This window comes from Devosia sp. XK-2, from assembly GCF_037113415.1.
In the GTDB taxonomy this organism is placed as follows: domain Bacteria; phylum Pseudomonadota; class Alphaproteobacteria; order Rhizobiales; family Devosiaceae; genus Devosia.
Genome location: NZ_CP146608.1, coordinates 2,718,443 through 2,735,624 on the forward strand (window position 1 = coordinate 2,718,443; position 17,182 = coordinate 2,735,624).

The window sequence follows — 17,182 nt, forward strand, 5'->3', positions numbered from 1 at the left end:
CAGTCCACAATATCTGCAGCCGTGGCGCGGCTGTCGGCTTTGACGGACGAGATACATGCCCCTCTCCCTATCCGATCCCAATTGGTACCCCATCGCCTCAAGCGAGGACCTGCCCTTCCGCCATGTCTATCAGGGCCAGTTGCTCGGCCGCGAACTCGCCGTCTGGCGGGCCGACGATGGCAATGTCAATGTCTGGGAAAACCGGTGCCTCCACCGTGGCGTGCGCCTCTCCATCGGCATCAATGAGGGCCAGGAGCTCAAATGCCAGTATCATGGCTGGCGCTATGCCAATCAGTCCGCCGGCTGTACCTATATCCCCGCCCATCCTGCCGACGCGCCCGCCCGCCGCATCGAAAACCGCAAATATCCAGTCAAGGAAGCCTTCGGCCTCGTCTGGTCGGCTGCCAATGACGAAAAGCCCTTTGCGCCCTTCTCCGGTGCCGAGGGTCAGAACTGGTTTGCCCTAAGGCCCATGCCGGTCAATGCGGCGCCTGAGGATGTCGTGGCCGGGCTCTCCCGGCTCGCCCCCGATGACCAGCCCGCCGATCTCCTGCCCGGTCTGATCGTGCACCTGGGCGCCGTGGTCTATCTCGTTCAGCCCGTCGATGCCGGCCGCGCCGTTATTCGCGGTCTCTTGCCGCAAAAGCCCGCCGACGAACTGGCCAGCCTTCGCCATTACAACGAATTGCTGAGCAAGCTGCGCGACCGCCTCGAACGCGCCGCGGCCAAAAAGCCGGCGCCCGAGCCGCTGCAACCGCTTTACGAAAAGCTCTCTGCGGACCTCGCCACCATGCCCGACATTGCTGTCCCGCGCGGCAATACGCTCAATGTCGTGGTCAAGCGCAAATGGCAAAGCGCCGAGGGCGTTATCGGCCTCGAACTGGCCGACCGCGACGGCAAGCACCTGCCCACCTTCCAACCCGGCGCCCATATTGACGTCCACCTGCCCAATGGCCTGGTGCGCCAATATTCGATCACCAATGGCCCCGGCGACCTCTCGAGCTATGTCATTGGCATCAAGGCCGAAAGCGCGTCCAAGGGCGGCAGCAAGATTTTGGTCGAGACCGTGCGCGAAGGCGATGTGTTGGCCATTTCCGAGCCACGCAATAATTTCCCGCTTCGTCGCGATGCCACGCGCACCGTGCTGATCGCCGGCGGCATTGGCATAACGCCCCTCCTGTCCATGGCGCGCTTCCTCGATAAGTCGAGCCTGCCCTACGAACTGCACTATTTCACCCGCACGGGCGAAAGCGCTGCTTTCAAATCCGAACTCGCAGCCCTGCATGGCGCCGTGCATGTCCATTCCGGGCTCGGTCGCGATGCCATCAAAGGCACGGTCAACCAGGTGCTCGGCCCGCACCAATTCGCCAATCACGTCTATATCTGCGGGCCCGGCGCCATGCTCGAAATGGTCCAGGAAACGGCCACTGCGCTTAGCTGGCCTGATGACGCCGTGCATTTCGAATATTTCCAGAACGACAAGGTCATCGATTCTTCGTCCGCCTTCGACATCGAGCTGGCCCGGTCGGCCATGACGCTGCACGTCCCCGCCGGCAAGACCATTCTCGAAGTGATGCGCGAAGCGGGCCTCACGGTCCCCTCATCCTGCGAACAGGGCGCCTGCGGCACCTGCCTCACCACCGTCATCGAGGGCGAGGTCGACCATCAGGATGTCTATCTCAACAAAACCGAAAAAGCCTCCAACACCTGCATGATGACCTGCGTGAGCCGGGCAAAGAGTGCACGGCTGGTGCTGGATATCTAATGATGCTCACAACTCACCTTAATGTGGCGGCCCTACATCTCCCCTCCCCCTTGAGGGGAGGGGCGGGGGGTGGGGGTCCTTGGGCTCCTGCACCGATCTCGACCACCCCCTCTCCGGCCCTCCCCTCAAGGGGGAGGGTGGCCAGAACCCACAGTCTCGTGAAATGACCATCACCCTTTACGACTTCGAACTCTCCGGCAATTGCTACAAGCTGCGGCTGCTGATGAGCATCCTCAACCTGCCCTATGACATCGTGCCGGTGGATTTCTTCCCCGGCCGCGAGCATAAGGCCGACTGGTTCCTGCGGCTCAACCCCTTTGGCCAGCTTCCTGTTCTCAAGGACGGCGATCTGGTCTTGTCCGATTCAGGCGCCATCCTCGCCTATCTGGCGAAAAAATACGACACCTCGGGCCTCTGGTTCCCCGACGATCCCGCCATTATGGCTGAAATTCTCCGCTGGCATGCCGTGGCCGACGATATCACCGCGACCAGCTCTGCTGCCCGCCTGGCATTGGGCTATGATTATGATTTCGACATCGAGAAATGCCAGAAGGGCGCCCACCGCATCTTCCGGCTGATGGACGAACATCTCTGGTTCGGCGAACGCCAGGGCCGCAACTGGCTCTGTTCCCCCGCTCATCCGACCACGGCCGATATTGCCTGCTTCCCCTATGTCATGCTCTCCGAAGAAGGTGGCATTTCCCGCCAGGACTATCCCGCGCTCCGCCGCTGGACCGACCGTGTCCGCCGCGTGCCCGGCTTTGTCGTCATGTCGGGGATATTTCCTGCTGGTCCGGCCAAGGTGGATTGAGGCGGTAGAACCCCCTGCTCAAGGTGGGGGTTGTCCTAACCCACCCCTAGCCCTCACACTCCATTCCCGCTATTGCCTTGGTCAAACTGAGGAGCAAATCCCATGATCATCGAACCCAAGATCCGCGGCTTCATCTGCACCACCGCCCATCCCACTGGCTGCGCCACCAATGTGCAGCGCCAGATCGACCATGTCGTGATCAAGGGGCCCATTCCCTCCGACCGCAAGCGGGTATTGGTGCTCGGCTGCTCCACCGGCTATGGCCTGGCCTCCCGCATCGTCACCACCTTTGGCTCTGGCGCCGATACGGTCGGTGTCTCCTTCGAGCGCGAACCGGGCGAAACCAAGCCCGCCTCCGCTGGCTGGTACAATAATCGCGCCTTTGAAAATCGTGCCCGCGCCGCCGGCGCCAAGGCCGTGACCATCGAGGGCGACGCCTTTTCCGATGCGGTGAAGGTTGAGACGGTCGAGGCCATCAAGGAAACCCTGGGCCAGGTCGACCTCATCGTCTACTCGCTGGCCTCCCCGGTCCGCACCGACCCCAAGGACGGCGTCACCTATCGCTCGGCCATCAAGCCCTATGGCCAGCAGGTCACCTCGAAAACCCTCAATACCGGCACCGGCGAAGTCTCCGAAGTCACGGTCGAACCGGCCACCGAAGAGGAGGCCGCCGCCACCGTCAAGGTCATGGGCGGCGAGGACTGGGAGCTCTGGATCGCGGCCCTCTCCGAAGCCGGCGTCCTCGCCGATAATTTCGCCTCGCTCAACTATACCTATCTCGGCAGCGAGCTGACCTGGCCCATCTACCACAAGGGCACTCTGGGCAAGGCCAAGGCCGATCTCGATCGCGCCGCCGCCGCCATCCGCGCCAGGCATGGCGACAATGCCGCCCATGTCGTTGCGCTCAAGGCCGTGGTCACCCAGGCCAGCTCCGCCATTCCGGTGGTGCCACTCTATGGTACGCTATTGATCAAGGTTGAGGACGAAATGGGCCTGGGCGAAGGCCCGATCCACCAGATCGACCGCCTGTTCCGCGACAAGCTGCAGGGCACCATCGTGCTCGACGACGATAACCGCATTCGCGTCGACGACTGGGAATTGTCCGACGCCATGCAGGCCGAGCTCAAGAAGCGCTGGGCTGTCCTCAATACCGAGAACCTGGCCGATCTGGCCGACCTGCCCAAATATCGCGAAGAGTTCATGCGTCTATTCGGCTTTGCCGTGGGCGGGGTGGATTATGCCAAGGATGTCGACCCGCGCGTCGTCGATTGACACCCTTACGTCGCGGACTGGCCATTAGAGCGTTTCCAGCAAAAGTGGCAACGGTTTTGCGGTTCGGAAACGCGATAAAACAAGAACTTAGAGCAGTTTCAGCGTTTCAACGAAACGGTGAAATGCTCTAGGCCAGTTCGCACCAGGCAAGAAGCCGGTCGGCTTCGCCATCCACCTGCTCTGCAAGGCGCGCACCAGCAACCACCGGCAACCAGTCCATCACCTGCTGGCGACTGATCTTGCCATCCTCGGTCATGGCCTCAAGATAGAGCGCCGCCAGGGCAGGCCTGTGCAGCGCAACCAGCATATAGCTTCGTGCAATATCAGCCGCCGCCGGTCCGAGGGTCGCGTCCAGCCAATCGATAATGCCCGACCTGTCACCGTCAACCATGATGTTGAACGGATGAAAATCCCCGTGGCAAAGCCGGTCTCCATCCGGCAGCGCCGCCAGCCTTTGCAGAACCCGTTCCCGCATTGCTGGCGCCAGATGCGGCGCGCGTGCAATGCGATCCATCAGGCGCGGTTTGATCGGCGGCAGACCTCTGGCGGTATTGGCAAGGACAGCCCGGTGCAGACCGGCGAATATCGCCACCAGCCCCGGCATGTCACCCTCGCTCATCAACGAGCCCAGTGCCGCGCCCGGCAGGCGGCTCATCCTGAGGCCCCAGCGCTCCTCCACCCGGCAGACCCCCAGGCTGTCCGGCACGACCAGCGACGTACCGCGCAGGGCATCGAGCACCTTGGCTTCGTGCTGCGCCTGTTCAGGGCCGACGCCGGGCCGATAGAGCTTGATGACATAGGCGCCGTCCTCCAACACCTCGGCCAGACGCCCCGCCCCCAGCAGTCGGCCGGCGATCACGGCGCTTCTGCAGGCGGATAGGCATGTTCGCCACCCTGCCAATCGCGCACGGTGAAACAGCCATCGGTGCCGGCAATTGCCGAAGCGCCGATATCGGCCTTGCCATGGCCACCGGGAATATCGAGCACATAGGTGGGTTGGCAGAGGCCCGAAATACGCCCCCGCAGCGCTGCAACCAGCCGCTGCCCTTCGGCAATCTCCACCCGGAAATGCCCAGTGCCCGGCGCCAGGTCTGGATGGTGCAGGTAATAGGGACGAATGCGGTTCTCGACAAAGCCACGCATCAGGCTGGCAAGCGTCTCGACATCGTCATTGACGCCCTTGAGCAAGACGGTCTGGCTGATCAAGGCAATGCCGCCCGCCAGCATGCGCTCGAACCCGGCCCTGGCCGTCGCTGTCAGCTCCCGCGGATGGTTGGCGTGAACCGCGAGATAAGTCACCTTGCCGCTCGCGGTCAGGGCCGCAACCATATCGTCGTCAATTCGCTCCGGCTCCACCACCGGCACACGCGTGTGAAACCGCACGACTTTCACATGCTCGATGCCCCTGAGCCGCTCCATCAGGTCCCGCAACCGCCGCGCCGAGAGCACCAGTGGATCGCCCCCGGTCAGGATCACCTCCCAGATCTCGCTGTGTGCCGCGATATAGGCGATGGCCGCATCCAATTGCGGTCCTGTCAGCGTACCCAACCCTTGCGGTCCCACCATTTCGCGCCGGAAGCAGAAGCGGCAATAGACCGGGCAGACATGCACGGCCTTGAGCAGCACCCTGTCCGGGTAACGATGCACAATGCCTTCCACCGGCGAATGGGTGAGGTCGCCAATTGGGTCCGCGCGCTCGTCCGCCATCGTTACCAGCTCCTCTGGCCGAGGCACGAACTGCCGCGCGATCGGATCGTCCGGATCGGTCGGATCAATGAGATCAAGCACGGCGGGCGTAATGCCGATGGCGTATTTTTCGGCGACCGGCGTGAGATTGGAATGCGCTGGAATTAAACCGGCAGCTTCAAGATCGCCGACGGATTTGATCGGCTGCGCCAGCCTACCCCCTCTCCCCTGGGCGGAGAGGGTTGGGGTGAGGGGTTCAGTGACTAAATGGGGCAAATTCCCTTTCCAAGCCTCTGACCCCCGCTTCGCGGCGACCTCTCCCCTCGGGGGGGAGGTGGGCATCGTGCTATACTCACTCATTCGGCCACCGGCGCCCACAGCACCGCCTCGATCCGCTGCGCCCCCGTGGCCAGCATGATCAGCCGGTCAAATCCAAGCGCCACCCCGCTCGCCTCCGGCATGACACCGAGCGCCGCCAGGAAATCCTCGTCCACCGGATAGCGCTCGCCGTAGATGCGCTGCTTCTCTTCCATTTCCGCTTCGAACCGCACCCGCTGCTCGTCCGCATCGGTCAATTCGCCAAAGCCATTGGCCAGCTCGACACCCGAGGCATAGACCTCGAACCGCTGCGCGACGCGGCGGTCCCCCGGCACCCGCCGCGCCAATGCAGCCTCTGAGGCCGGATAGCGATCCAGCACCGTCACCCGCCCATTGCCCAATTCCGGTTCGACCTTTTCGACCAACACATGGGTGAAGAGATAGCTCCATCTCCGGTCTTCGGGCAGCGTCATGCCGGCCCGCTCCATCTGCACCGCTAGCGCCGCATCGTCGGGCACCCCGTCCGCGTCAATGGTCGCGAGCAGATCAATACCCGCATAGCGCTCGAATGCCTCGGCCACACTGATCCGCTCTGCCTCAGCACGCGGGTCGCAAGTTCGGCCCCGGAAAGCGAACTGCCCGACCCCGGTCACCTCTGCCGCCAACCGGATAATCGCCAGCGTATCAGCGATGATCGTCTCATAAGGCACCCCTGCCCGATACCATTCGAGCATGGTGAATTCGGGATGATGCAACGCGCTCCGCTCCCGGTTGCGCCACACATGCTGAAGGCTCGCAATCCGGGTTTCTCCCGCCGCCAGCAGTTTCTTCATGGTGAATTCGGGCGATGTATGCAGGTACATCGTCTGCCCCACGCCGTCATTGCCGATCATGCTGGTGCCGAAGGCATGCAGATGCGTCTCATTGCCCGGGGAGCGCTGCAGCCCGGGCGGATCGACAACCAGAAAGTCACGGTCCGCCAGCCAGCCACGCACCGCCGCCTCGATGTGCGCCCGCGCCAGCAGCGCCGGACGACGATCCGCGTGACGGTCGGGATGCCACCAGGGCGATGTCTGAATTGCCGTCATTGTCGGGTTTCTTGCCGTCCGGTCTGGCGAAAGGGCGCGGAATAGGGTATCGGGCGCACCACACATACATATTCCGGCGCGCGGAAGGTCCTGCCTCTAGCCCGCGCCAACGATACGAACAAGGAAGAAATATGGTCAAGGTCATCGCCTCGTCCCTGCGCAAAGGCAATGTCGTCGAGCAAGACGGCAATCTCCACGTCATCCTGACGGCCGAAAACGTTCACCCCGGCAAAGGCAATTCGGTGACCAACGTCAATATGCGCCGCATCTCCGATGGCGTGAAGGTGATCGGCCGCTGGCGCACCGTGGAGATGGTCGAAAAGGCCGATGTCGACGATCGCGAATATGACTATCTCTATTCTGACGCCGAGGGGCACCACTTTATGGAGCCCGTCAGCTTCGAGCAGATCACCGTCTCTGACGACGTCATCGGCGACCAGAAGGCCTATCTGACCGACGGCATGAAGGTGCACCTGATGACCCATGAAGGCGTCGCGCTTTCCATGGAACTGCCCCAGCGCCTGACCTTCGAGATCGTCGAGACCGAACCGGTGGTGAAGGGCCAGACGGCCTCCTCCTCCTACAAGCCCGCCGTTCTCAGTAACGGCCTGCGCGTCATGGTCCCGCCCCATATTGACACCGGCACCCGCATCGTCATCCTCACCGAAGACAATTCCTACGTGGAGCGTGCGAAAGACTGAGTTGCGTTCGCGCTCCGCGCGGTCAAAAAGCTCCAGGGGAGCTTTTTGAGCAACTCAGGCCCGGAGGACCTGCGGTCGTAGGGCCCAGCCCTTCAACGGGCACAATGCCAATACAAACGGGCCCCTTTTGGGGCCCGTCGTCATTATCGAGAACCTGCAGCCTTTAAGCCGCGGCCTTCAAGTTCACCGTCGTCTTGGCCAGCTTGGTCAGCTTCTCGTCGGTGGCTTCTTCTTCCTTGAGCGTTTCCAGCAACAGGTCGAGCGCCTCGGTATGGCCGAGCTGCTTGGCCCAGGTCGCCAGGGTGCCGTAGCGCGCAATTTCATAGTGCTCGACGGCCTGTGCGGCCGAGACCAGTCCGGCATCCAGGGCCTGGCTGCCCTTGAACTCGTCCATGATCTCCTTGCCCTCCTCGACGATCCCCAGAATGGCATCGCAGGTCTTGCCGCGAGGCGTCTTACCCAGCAGCTCAAATACCTGCTCCAGCCGCTCGACATGGCCTTCGGTTTCCGCCTGGTGCTGTTCAAAGCCAGCCTTGAGATCAGGCGACACCGCCGCCTTGGCCATTTTGGGCAGCGCCTTCAGAATATGCTTTTCGGCGAAATAGATGTCCTTGAGGGTATCGAGGAAAAGGTCGTCCAATTGCTTGTCAGCCATTTGTCTTCAGCTCCAGTTCGGAATGGAATGATGACGCTGGCCATGCAACGGTGGGCCGCAACCGAAGTTCCGGTTCCACCTGATCAAATTCGGCGGCGGCCAACCGCCAGGACATCCCGATTGGAAAAAGCTGGAAGCGATGCCTAGAAGAACCTCTTGGTCAGCCAGACCATCTGCTGGCGATCCTGGAACGGTCCGCCACCTTCGTGATTGTTGAATTCATATTCGAGCATGGTCTTGTCCGCGCCGGCAAAGGCCTTATAGGCGCCGTAGACAGTCGAGGGCGGGCAGATATCGTCCATCAGCGCCACCGAAAACAGCGCCGCCGCCTTGCTCTGGCGGGCAAAATTGACGCCATCGAAATAGCGCAGCGTTTCGAACACAACATCTGTCTTGTCCCGGTGCTGGGCGAGAAAACGCACGATCTCGCCATAAGGGTCGCGCCCGGCCACGCGCACCGCGCGCGGGAAATCGCACAGAAACGGCACATCGGGCATCACCGCCTTGACGCGCTCGTCGATGCCGGCCACCGCCAGCGCAATACCGCCGCCCTGCGACCCACCGCAAACCGCGACACGGTCCGGATCGACAAAATCCTGGTCAATCAGCGCATCGATGGCGCACACACCATCGGTGAACAAGCGCCGGTAATAGTAGTCGCTTTTATCGAGAACGCCCTTGGTCATCACACCGGGGATTTGGCTGGTCGACCCCACCGGGTCGGGTGTTGCCCCGGTGCTCCAGCCCGAACCCTGCCCGCGCGTATCCATGCGGAAATAGGCAAAGCCGGACGCGGCCCAATGCAGTCCCTCATGCGGGAAACCCCGCCCGCCACCATAGCCCACATATTGGACCAGCAGCGGCAGCCGGCCGGCGCGCGCCTTGGGCAACATCAGCCAACCCTTGACCGGATGTCCGCCAAAGCCGGGAAAGGTGACATCGAAAACCTCGATCACTTTAAGGGTCGTGTCGGCCGGCACAATGGAGACCGCGCCACCAGCAGCCCGCGCCTCTTTCAACGTCTCGCGCCAGAAAGACGCGAAATCAGCAGGCATGGTCACCGCGCTTTCATAAGCATCGATGGCGGGATGAGTGAGTTCGGGGAAGGGCATGATCAGGACCGCAAACTTGAATGGAAGTTTGCGCAATCTGCCCTCACCGCGCCGATTTTTCCAGCCCATGGCGCAGGTTGCGCACCGATCACTGTGCGCGGAAGAGGCTACGGTGGTAGCTCACCATTGTTGGCGCCGGCCAAAGCGAAACATTCTCGGGCAGCGCCATATTGCGGCCGTGCTCGTCGCCGGCCTCAACCGGCATGCCAACAATTTCAGGGTGCAGCGTATAGGCCTTATAGGCATCGCTGACCAGAATATGCCCCTTGCCGAGCAGCCCCGCCACCACCGTGTCAACGACAATGGCATTGCTCGGCGACATGTTGCCGCCATGGACGAGCGGCTGGAACAGGAACACTTCGAGATCGGTGTCCGCCTCGTCCTGAGCGAACACTTTTCCGGTCACCGCACAGCGGTTCCCGTAAATGTCCAGCATCAGCCGACGAAAAGCCACCGCATCATCCAGCGCGAAACCGCGCTGGAAACCGTCGGCGAAACCATCTGACCTATCTCGCTCAGCCACCGTCTTTCCCCCATCGGGAAAAACACTAGGCAAACTTCTTTTGTCAGGACAATGGCCAATATGTCCGGCTCGCGCCTGTTATCGATGACAGGCGCTACCGGCCCACCGTTTCCCGATAATGATCAAGGACTTTGCCGGCCTCGACGCCGATGCAGATCGTCTGAACCGGTCGATCAGCCCAGTGCGGATGGCCGCCCTTGCGCGTCTCTGGCATCTGGATAGTCTGCCCCACGGCAATACCGTCCCGCACCACCAAAACCGGCCCCCGGCGTGTCTCGAACCATTCCGGATGCAGGGCATAAGTCACGGCCAGCAGATCGTGTCCGACCACGCCTGAAAGCCCCATCACGTCCTTGTAGAAGCGCGCATAATGCTCGCACATCTGCGCCAGCAAGGCGCCGTTCTCGCCCACATCACGCGACAGGGCCGCCAGATAGTCTGTGTCCAGGATAATGTCATGGGTCACATCGAGCCCGACCACGGCCACCGGCCAGTCGGCGGCAAAAATCTCGTCAGCGGCCACCGGGTCGCCATGAATATTGGCTTCCGCCGCCGGGGTGATATTGCCGCTCCGGCCCGCATAACCAAAAGCGCCGCCCATGATGATGATCTGCTTGGCGAGTCCGGCAACGGCCGGCTCCGCCCTCAGGGCCAGCGCCAGATTGGTCATCCGCCCCACGGCGATAATGGTCACTTCGCCCGGATGGGCCTTGAGCATGTCGATAATGAACTGGCTGGCCTCGCCAGGCGCCAACCCGTCACCATCGACCTCGGGAATGTCGATTTCGCCCAGCCCATTAACGCCATGCACGATAACCGGCTCGGCCTTTTCCACCCCGTCCAGGGTTTTGCCCGCGCCCTGTACCACAGGGGCGGAAAGACCGAAGCGTTCTTTGAGAAAAAGGGCATTGCGCGTGGTCGTGGCAATGTCGGCATTGCCGACCACGGTTGTGATCCCGAGCAGATCGATTTCCGGCAGCTTGCTGAGGTAAAGCAGCGCCATGGCATCGTCGATGCCCGGATCGGTATCAAAAATGACTTTCATCGTCTCATTCGCTTCTCTTGGCCGGCAGGCGCCGGCAATTTGTCGGGACAGGCCTCTATCCCAATCTTGATCATCTGTCGCTGCGGTGCTTTAGCATGAAGCACCTTGACTATCGACCATTTTTGACCAAACGATCAAAAAATCGATGACAGCGATCGGGAGGGACGACGATGCGCTTCGGATACAAGGCCTCGGCCGAGCAATTTGCGCCGAATACGCTATTGCGTTTCGCCGTCGAGGCCGAGCAGGCCGGTTTCGACTCCGTTTTCGTCTCCGACCATTTTCAGCCCTGGAAGCACACTGATGGTCACGCGCCCTTCGCGCCGGGCTGGATGTCCGCTGTCCTGGCCCGCACCGAAAAAATCGTTCTGGGTACCTCGGTACTCACCCCGACTTTCCGGCTCCACCCCACCGTGGTTGCCCATGCCTTTGGCACAATGGGCGCCATGTTTCCTGGCCGCGTCATTCTGGGCGTCGGCACGGGCGAAGGTCTCAACGAGGTTCCGGCGACCGGTATTGAATGGCCCGAACTCAAGGAACGGTCGGCGCGCCTGCGCGAAGCGGTCCGCCTCATCCGCCAGCTTTGGCGCGAGGATCGCGTCACCTTCGAGGGCGACTATTACAAGACCGTCAGCGCCACCATCTATGACAAGCCCGCCGAGCCCGTGCCGATCTATATCGCTGCAGGCGGTCCGCTTAACGCCAAATATGCCGGGCGCGCGGGCGATGGTTTCATCTGCACCTCGGGCAAGGGCGCCGAACTCTATGTCGATCAGCTTCTGCCCAATGTGGAAGCCGGCCGCGCCGAAAGTGCTCTCAAGGACAAGCCGTTTGAGCGCATGATCGAGGTCAAGGTCTCCTTCGATACCGACGCCGAGCGAGCCTTGAACGATACCCGCAACTGGGCGGCCCTCTCTCTGTCCGCCGAAGAAAAGCACTCCGTCAAAGACCCCGAGGAAATGGAGCGCCTGGCCGACGCCCTGCCCATAGAACGGGTGGCGAAACGCTGGATCGTCTCCTCCGATCCCGACGAACATGTCGCGCAAATAAGAACCTATATCGACTATGGTTTCGACCATCTGGTCTTCCACGCACCGGGCACCGATCAGAGCCGGTTTCTGGCTCTTTACGCGAAAGAAATCCTCCCGCGTCTACGGAAACTGGTGGGATAGATGGCATTGGCTATGCTCCAACGTTCAGGCTCTTGCGCCCCCTCCCCCTTGAGGAGAGGGCTGGGGTGGGGGTCCATCTGTGAAAAACCGCACCACCCCCTCCCTCAATCCCTCCCCTCAAGGGGGAGGGAGGCGAAGGATCCGACCCCATGACCCCCCGCTACTACGTCTGGGGCATTCCCGGCATTCCCGAAATCGAACCCGGTGACGACCTCGTCGCCCTGATTGCCGCCGCCATCGAAGACCAGACCCGATCCGACCCCGACGCCGCCCTCAAAGCGGGCGACATCCTCGTCATCACCTCCAAAATAGTTTCCAAAGCCGAAGGCATGCAGGTGCCCGCCGCCGACCGCGAAAAGGCCATCGCCACCGACACCGTGCGTGTCGTGGCCGAACGCGTGCATCCTGGCGGCACCTTCCGCATTGTCGAAACCCGTCAGGGCCTCGTCATGGCCGCCGCCGGCATCGACATGTCGAACGTGCCCGAGGGCACGGCTTTGCGCCTGCCCGCCGACCCCGACGCTTCGGCCCGGGCCCTCTGCACCGGCCTCCGTCAGCATTTCGGGGTGGATCTGGGCATTATTGTCACCGACACCATCGGCCGCGCCTGGCGCATCGGCCAGACCGACATGGCCATCGGCGCTGCTGGCGTGCAATTGACCGACGACCTGCGCGGCGAGAATGATGCCAATGGCCGCCCACTGCATGTGACCCAGGCTGTCATCGCCGACGAAATTGCCGGTGCCGCCGATCTCGTCAAAGGCAAGACAACCGGTATTCCGGTCGCCGTCGTCCGCGGCCTTGCCCGTTTTGTAACCAATCTTGACGCACCCGGCGCCCGCACCCTGGCGCGCACCGGCGACGACGACATGTTCCGCTTCGGCAGTGCCGAGGCCTACCGCCTGGGCTATGAGGCTGCACTGGCCGAGCTCAAGGCAAAAAACAAACAAAGTCAGGACTAAATTCATGCGTCATTTCGGCAGCTTCTCGGCCCTCTTTTTCCTCTTGGCCGCCCCCACACAGGCCGCTACCTATCCCCTGACCCTCGACAATTGCGGGCAAACCGTAACCTTCGAAAGTGCCCCCCAGCGCGTCGTCGCGATCAAATCCACCGCCACCGAACTGCTGCTCTCCCTCGGCCTGGGTGACCACATTGTCGGCGTCGGCTTTCAGGATGGTCCCCTGCCGCCACATCTGGCCATGGCCGGGGCCGGCATGCCGGTCCTCTCGGACAAACTGCCCAGCCAGGAAGTTGTACTCGAAACCGAACCGGACTTTGTTTATGGCGGCTGGGAGAGCAACTTTGCCGCCGACGGCGCCGGCGAACGCCCCACTTTGGCCGGCCTTGGCGTCGCCACCTACGTGGCCCCGGCAGCCTGCCGCTCCATCAAGCCGGTCAAACTCACATTCGATCAGCTCTTTGCCGATATGGCCGAAATGGGCGACATTTTCGACGTCGCAGACGCAGCCACCAAGCTCATCACTGAGCAGCAGGCCGTGCTCGACACCATCGTTCCCGATGATCGCGGCCTGACCGCCCTGTGGTATTCCTCCGGCACCAAGACGCCCTATGTCGGTGCCGGCAGCAATGCACCGGCCATGGTCATGGAGGCGCTTGGCCTCACCAATATCTATGCAGATATCGATGAAGGCTGGACCTCGGCCAGTTGGGAAGCCATCGTCGACGCCAATCCCGACGTCATTGTCCTGGTCGATGCCGCCTGGAACTCTGCCGAGCAGAAAAAGGCGCTTCTGGCGGAAAACCCCATCACCAAAGAGCTCGGTGCTGTGGTCAACAAACGTTACCTGATCATACCCTTCCCGGCCTCCGAGGCGGGTGTGCGCAATGTCCCGGCAACGGCCGACATGGCCGCACAACTGGCAAGGCTGACATTCGAGTAAAGCCGGGCTCCGGTTCCATCGCCCCCTCTCCCCTCAGGGGAGAGGGTGGGGTGAGGGGTTCAGCGTTGGCCTTGGACCTGCTGAACAAGACGCACTCTGAACCCCTCACCCGCCCCGATGGGGCGACCTCTCCCCTCAGGGGAGAGGTGAAGCCGACATCGAAGACCACAAGGGGCTCAACGATTCCGCATCCACACATGACCCGCCTCACCCTCCCCGCCCTCCTGGTGCTCCTCCTCCTCAGCGCCATCATCGCAGTGACCTTCGGTCCCGCCGAGATCACGCCGGGCGAAGTCTGGTCGGTCATCGCCCACCATCTTGGCCTCCTGCCCGAAAGCCCCATGTCCCGCCTGCGCGATGCGATTGTCTGGGAGCTGCGCCTGCCCCGCATATTGACCGCGCTTGGCGTCGGCGCGGGCCTGGCGCTGTGCGGCACGGTCATGCAGGCCTTGACCCGCAATCCGCTCGCTGATCCCTATCTGCTTGGCCTCTCCTCGGGCGCGGCGCTGGGCGCCGTCACCTTTCTTCTGCTCGGATTTGGCTTGCTCATGCCCATTGGCGCTTTTTTCGGCAGCCTGGCCGCGCTGGCCTTTGCGCTTCTGATCGCGCAATTGCTGGGCGGCGCCACCCCCAGCCGCGCCATCCTGACCGGCATCTGCATCTCGGCATTGGCCTCCGCCGCGACATCCTTCTTGATCTTCTGGTCGGCCACCGGCGACAGCTATCGCGAAATCCTGAGCTGGCTCATGGGCTCGCTCTCGGGCTCGCTCTGGGCCGATGCCGGTTTGGTAACATTGGCGCTTCTCCTGTGCGCCCCGCTGATCCTGGCCAATGGCCGGGCGTTGGATGCCTTCGCCTTCGGCGACGCGGCGGCTGCCAGCCTGGGCATTAATGTGCCGCGCCTGCGTTGGACGCTGCTCGCGGCAACGGCCCTCCTCACCGGCATCATGGTGGCCATTGGCGGCGCTATCGGTTTTGTCGGGCTGGTCGTACCCCACGCCGTGCGCCTCGCCGTCGGCTCCGGACACCGGGTCCTGCTCCCTCACGCCATGCTGACCGGCGCCATTTTCATGCTCTGGACCGATACCGCCGCCCGCACCCTGTTCGACCCGCGTGAATTGCCCGTCGGCATCATCACCGCGCTGATTGGCGCGCCAGTCTTTCTCTATGTGCTCCTGCGCTACCGGAGGATTACATGAGCCTTTCGGTCGCGGGCCTTTCCGTCAAAAAGGCTGGCAAAGCCATTCTCTCCAATGTCGGTTTCAGCGCACCAAGCGGTAGCATTACGGGTCTGATCGGCCCCAATGGCGCCGGCAAATCCACCTTGCTCACCGGCCTTTTGGGTCTGGTCTCTGCTGAGGGTAAAGCCGCATTTGACGGCATCGACCTCTCCGACATGCCGCGCCGCGAGCGCGCCCGCATCATGGCCTATGTCGAGCAATCCGCCTCGACCGAAGAACGCCTGACCGTCCGCGATGTCGTTGCCCTTGGCCGCATCCCCTTCGAGCCCGCCTGGCAAGCCGCCCCCGGCCCGGAAGACGAAGCCATCATCACCAACGCCCTGTCCGAAACCGGCATGGAGAGCTTCGCCACCCGCCGTTTTTCCACCCTGTCCGGTGGCGAGCAGCAACGCGTTCACGTAGCCCGCGCCCTGGCCCAACAGCCCCGTCTCCTGCTGCTCGACGAACCCACCAGCCATCTCGACATCCGCGCCCAATTGCAATTGCTCTCGCTTCTGGAGCGCAAGGCTGAGGCAGGCATGACCATTGTGATCGCCCTGCACGATCTCAATCTGGCGGCCCGCTTCTGCACTCATCTCGTGGTTCTGGCCACCGGGCGCCTGGCCGCCACCGGTGCCCCGGCGGAGATTCTGACGCCCGATCTGCTGCGCGCCGTCTATGGAGTTTCCGCCCGCCTCGTGCCCGATGGCCGGTCCGGCCGATCACTCATCGCCTATGACGAGGCGATTGGCGCAGGCCCACCACAAATACCCGATTGACAATCGTGCCTCAGGCACTCAAAAATTTGATCGACTGGTCAAAATTTGACCATTAGGGAGCGCAGAGGGACATTATGGAATTCGGCATCACCTTCAAGGGTTTTATTGAGCATGAGCGCGCCCGCTATCTGGTGCGTGCCGCTGAATATGCCGGTTTTTCCTATTGCTGGTTCTATGACAGCCACATCCTCTGGCGCGATTGCTACGCGGCCATTGCCATGTGCATGGAACACACCAGCGATATGCGTTTCGGCCCGCTGGTGACCAATCCCGATGTGCGCGACTGGTCGGTCGCCGCCTCCATTTTCGGCTCGCTCTCCAAGCAGTCCGGTGGCCGCTTCGACCTGGCCGTTGGCCGTGGCGACTCGTCCATGCGCGTCATGGGCAAAAAGCCCGCTACTTTGAAGCGCGTTGCCGAATTCATCGACAAGACCAAGGCCATGGTCCGCGGCGAGGAAGTCACCTATGGCGAAATTCCCGCCGCCGTGAAATTTCCCTGGGCGGTCGGTCATGAAATGCCGAGCTGGATCGCCGCTTACGGCCCGCTCGCCCTGAAAACTGCCGGCGAACATGCCGATGGCGTCGTGCTGCAGATCGCCGATCCGGGCCTTTGCAAATGGTTCACCGACCAGTGCCTCGACGCCGGCCAGGCCGCTGGAAAGGACATGTCGGGCTTCCGCTCCATGGCCGCCGCCCCCGCCTATTTCGGCGACAAGAAGCGCGCCATCGAGCATGTGAAATGGTTCCCCGCCATGGTGGGCAATCACGTGGCCGATATTGTCGAAAAATATGGCGCCGACAGCGACAAGGTGCCTTCGAGCCTCACCTCCTATATCGAAAAGCGCCGTGGCTACGATTATTCCAAGCATGGCCAGGCCGATAATCCCTATCTCGATTTCATCACCGACGACGTGGTGGAGAGTTTCTGCGTCCTGGGCGAGCCCGAAGACCACATCAAAAAGCTGCATGATCTTGAGGCAGCGGGCGTCACCCAATTCAACATCTATCTCGATAGCGGCGACGAGGAAGAAATCATCGCCAATTACGGCAGGCATGTCATTCCGGCCTTTCGCAAATAATCCCGAGGCGCGCCACAGAGCGCGCCTTTTGCTTTAAGCTGGGCCAGGCGCACA

Annotated in this window: 17 protein-coding genes; 10 read left to right on the plus strand and 7 right to left on the minus strand. The window is 62.2% G+C overall.

What is annotated here, in order from left to right; translation table 11 throughout:
• Positions 1–55: 55 nt before the first annotated feature.
• The 3 genes from V8Z65_RS13335 to fabV all read left to right on the plus strand — a co-directional run bounded on the left by V8Z65_RS13335 (position 56) and on the right by fabV (position 3,848).
• Entirely contained in the window at positions 56–1,765 is a 1,710-nt protein-coding gene (locus V8Z65_RS13335; protein ID WP_338720641.1) for a Rieske 2Fe-2S domain-containing protein, read from the plus strand.
• Between the two features lie 163 nt (positions 1,766–1,928).
• A complete protein-coding gene (locus V8Z65_RS13340) occupies positions 1,929–2,576 on the plus strand; it encodes a glutathione S-transferase family protein (RefSeq protein ID WP_338720642.1) in 648 nt (215 codons plus the stop codon).
• A 102-nt stretch (positions 2,577–2,678) separates the two neighbouring features.
• Positions 2,679–3,848 (plus strand): enoyl-ACP reductase FabV, encoded by a 1,170-nt coding sequence (gene fabV / locus V8Z65_RS13345; RefSeq protein ID WP_338720643.1) that lies wholly within the window; start codon positions 2,679–2,681, stop codon positions 3,846–3,848.
• Between the two features lie 127 nt (positions 3,849–3,975).
• On the opposite strand, the gene V8Z65_RS13350 is transcribed toward fabV, so the two are convergent.
• The 3 genes from V8Z65_RS13350 to epmA all read right to left on the minus strand — a co-directional run bounded on the left by V8Z65_RS13350 (position 3,976) and on the right by epmA (position 6,940).
• Positions 3,976–4,707: an aminoglycoside phosphotransferase family protein gene (locus V8Z65_RS13350; protein ID WP_338720644.1), complete on the minus strand. Its 732-nt coding sequence runs from the start codon at positions 4,705–4,707 to the stop codon at positions 3,976–3,978.
• Entirely contained in the window at positions 4,704–5,747 is a 1,044-nt protein-coding gene (locus V8Z65_RS13355; RefSeq protein ID WP_338724023.1) for a lysine-2,3-aminomutase-like protein, read from the minus strand. Before V8Z65_RS13355 ends, V8Z65_RS13350 begins: the two co-directional genes overlap by 4 nt.
• Before the next feature lie 143 nt (positions 5,748–5,890).
• Complete coding sequence (epmA, locus tag V8Z65_RS13360) at positions 5,891–6,940, minus strand: EF-P lysine aminoacylase EpmA (RefSeq protein WP_338720645.1); 1,050 nt, start codon at positions 6,938–6,940, stop codon at positions 5,891–5,893.
• Positions 6,941–7,071: 131 nt separating this feature from the next.
• Between epmA and efp the strand changes: the two genes are divergently transcribed.
• Entirely contained in the window at positions 7,072–7,641 is a 570-nt protein-coding gene (gene efp / locus V8Z65_RS13365) for an elongation factor P (RefSeq protein WP_338720646.1), read from the plus strand.
• A gap of 163 nt (positions 7,642–7,804) precedes the next feature.
• On the opposite strand, the gene V8Z65_RS13370 is transcribed toward efp, so the two are convergent.
• The 4 genes from V8Z65_RS13370 to V8Z65_RS13385 form a co-directional block, all read right to left on the minus strand.
• Positions 7,805–8,296, minus strand: a complete 492-nt coding sequence (locus V8Z65_RS13370) for a ferritin-like domain-containing protein (RefSeq protein WP_338720647.1) — start codon at positions 8,294–8,296, stop codon at positions 7,805–7,807.
• A 143-nt stretch (positions 8,297–8,439) separates the two neighbouring features.
• Positions 8,440–9,444, minus strand: coding sequence for an acetylxylan esterase (locus V8Z65_RS13375; RefSeq protein ID WP_338720648.1), 1,005 nt, complete (start codon positions 9,442–9,444; stop codon positions 8,440–8,442).
• 52 nt (positions 9,445–9,496) lie between these two features.
• On the minus strand, positions 9,497–9,931 hold the full coding sequence (locus tag V8Z65_RS13380) for a hypothetical protein (protein ID WP_338720649.1): 435 nt from the start codon (positions 9,929–9,931) through the stop codon (positions 9,497–9,499).
• 94 nt (positions 9,932–10,025) lie between these two features.
• Positions 10,026–10,976, minus strand: coding sequence for a nucleoside hydrolase (locus V8Z65_RS13385; protein WP_338720650.1), 951 nt, complete (start codon positions 10,974–10,976; stop codon positions 10,026–10,028).
• Between the two features lie 170 nt (positions 10,977–11,146).
• Here V8Z65_RS13385 and fgd point away from each other — a divergent pair, with 170 nt between their 5' ends.
• The 6 genes from fgd (at position 11,147) to V8Z65_RS13415 (ending at position 17,128) form a co-directional block, all read left to right on the plus strand.
• Positions 11,147–12,148: a glucose-6-phosphate dehydrogenase (coenzyme-F420) gene (gene fgd, locus V8Z65_RS13390; RefSeq protein ID WP_338720651.1), complete on the plus strand. Its 1,002-nt coding sequence runs from the start codon at positions 11,147–11,149 to the stop codon at positions 12,146–12,148.
• Between the two features lie 149 nt (positions 12,149–12,297).
• The gene (gene cofE / locus V8Z65_RS13395; protein WP_338720652.1) at positions 12,298–13,110 is read left to right on the plus strand and encodes a coenzyme F420-0:L-glutamate ligase; all 813 of its coding nucleotides are present in this window, start codon (positions 12,298–12,300) and stop codon (positions 13,108–13,110) included.
• 4 nt (positions 13,111–13,114) lie between these two features.
• Entirely contained in the window at positions 13,115–14,050 is a 936-nt protein-coding gene (locus V8Z65_RS13400) for a putative F420-0 ABC transporter substrate-binding protein (protein WP_338720653.1), read from the plus strand.
• A 197-nt stretch (positions 14,051–14,247) separates the two neighbouring features.
• Entirely contained in the window at positions 14,248–15,249 is a 1,002-nt protein-coding gene (locus V8Z65_RS13405) for an iron chelate uptake ABC transporter family permease subunit (protein WP_338720654.1), read from the plus strand.
• Positions 15,246–16,049, plus strand: a complete 804-nt coding sequence (locus V8Z65_RS13410) for an ABC transporter ATP-binding protein (protein WP_338720655.1) — start codon at positions 15,246–15,248, stop codon at positions 16,047–16,049. Before V8Z65_RS13405 ends, V8Z65_RS13410 begins: the two co-directional genes overlap by 4 nt.
• Positions 16,050–16,123: 74 nt before the next feature.
• On the plus strand, positions 16,124–17,128 hold the full coding sequence (locus V8Z65_RS13415; RefSeq protein WP_338720656.1) for a TIGR03842 family LLM class F420-dependent oxidoreductase: 1,005 nt from the start codon (positions 16,124–16,126) through the stop codon (positions 17,126–17,128).
• Positions 17,129–17,182: the final 54 nt, after the last annotated feature.

Coding starts and splice junctions, on each gene's coding strand:
- V8Z65_RS13415 (WP_338720656.1), top strand. CDS start 16,124: ATGGAATTCGGCATCACCTTCAAGGGTTTTATTGAGCATGAGCGCGCC.
- V8Z65_RS13370 (WP_338720647.1), bottom strand. CDS start 8,296: ATGGCTGACAAGCAATTGGACGACCTTTTCCTCGATACCCTCAAGGAC.
- fgd (WP_338720651.1), top strand. CDS start 11,147: ATGCGCTTCGGATACAAGGCCTCGGCCGAGCAATTTGCGCCGAATACG.
- V8Z65_RS13410 (WP_338720655.1), top strand. CDS start 15,246: ATGAGCCTTTCGGTCGCGGGCCTTTCCGTCAAAAAGGCTGGCAAAGCC.
- cofE (WP_338720652.1), top strand. CDS start 12,298: ATGACCCCCCGCTACTACGTCTGGGGCATTCCCGGCATTCCCGAAATC.
- efp (WP_338720646.1), top strand. CDS start 7,072: ATGGTCAAGGTCATCGCCTCGTCCCTGCGCAAAGGCAATGTCGTCGAG.
- V8Z65_RS13335 (WP_338720641.1), top strand. CDS start 56: ATGCCCCTCTCCCTATCCGATCCCAATTGGTACCCCATCGCCTCAAGC.
- V8Z65_RS13405 (WP_338720654.1), top strand. CDS start 14,248: ATGACCCGCCTCACCCTCCCCGCCCTCCTGGTGCTCCTCCTCCTCAGC.
- epmA (WP_338720645.1), bottom strand. CDS start 6,940: ATGACGGCAATTCAGACATCGCCCTGGTGGCATCCCGACCGTCACGCG.
- V8Z65_RS13400 (WP_338720653.1), top strand. CDS start 13,115: ATGCGTCATTTCGGCAGCTTCTCGGCCCTCTTTTTCCTCTTGGCCGCC.
- fabV (WP_338720643.1), top strand. CDS start 2,679: ATGATCATCGAACCCAAGATCCGCGGCTTCATCTGCACCACCGCCCAT.
- V8Z65_RS13340 (WP_338720642.1), top strand. CDS start 1,929: ATGACCATCACCCTTTACGACTTCGAACTCTCCGGCAATTGCTACAAG.
- V8Z65_RS13385 (WP_338720650.1), bottom strand. CDS start 10,976: ATGAAAGTCATTTTTGATACCGATCCGGGCATCGACGATGCCATGGCG.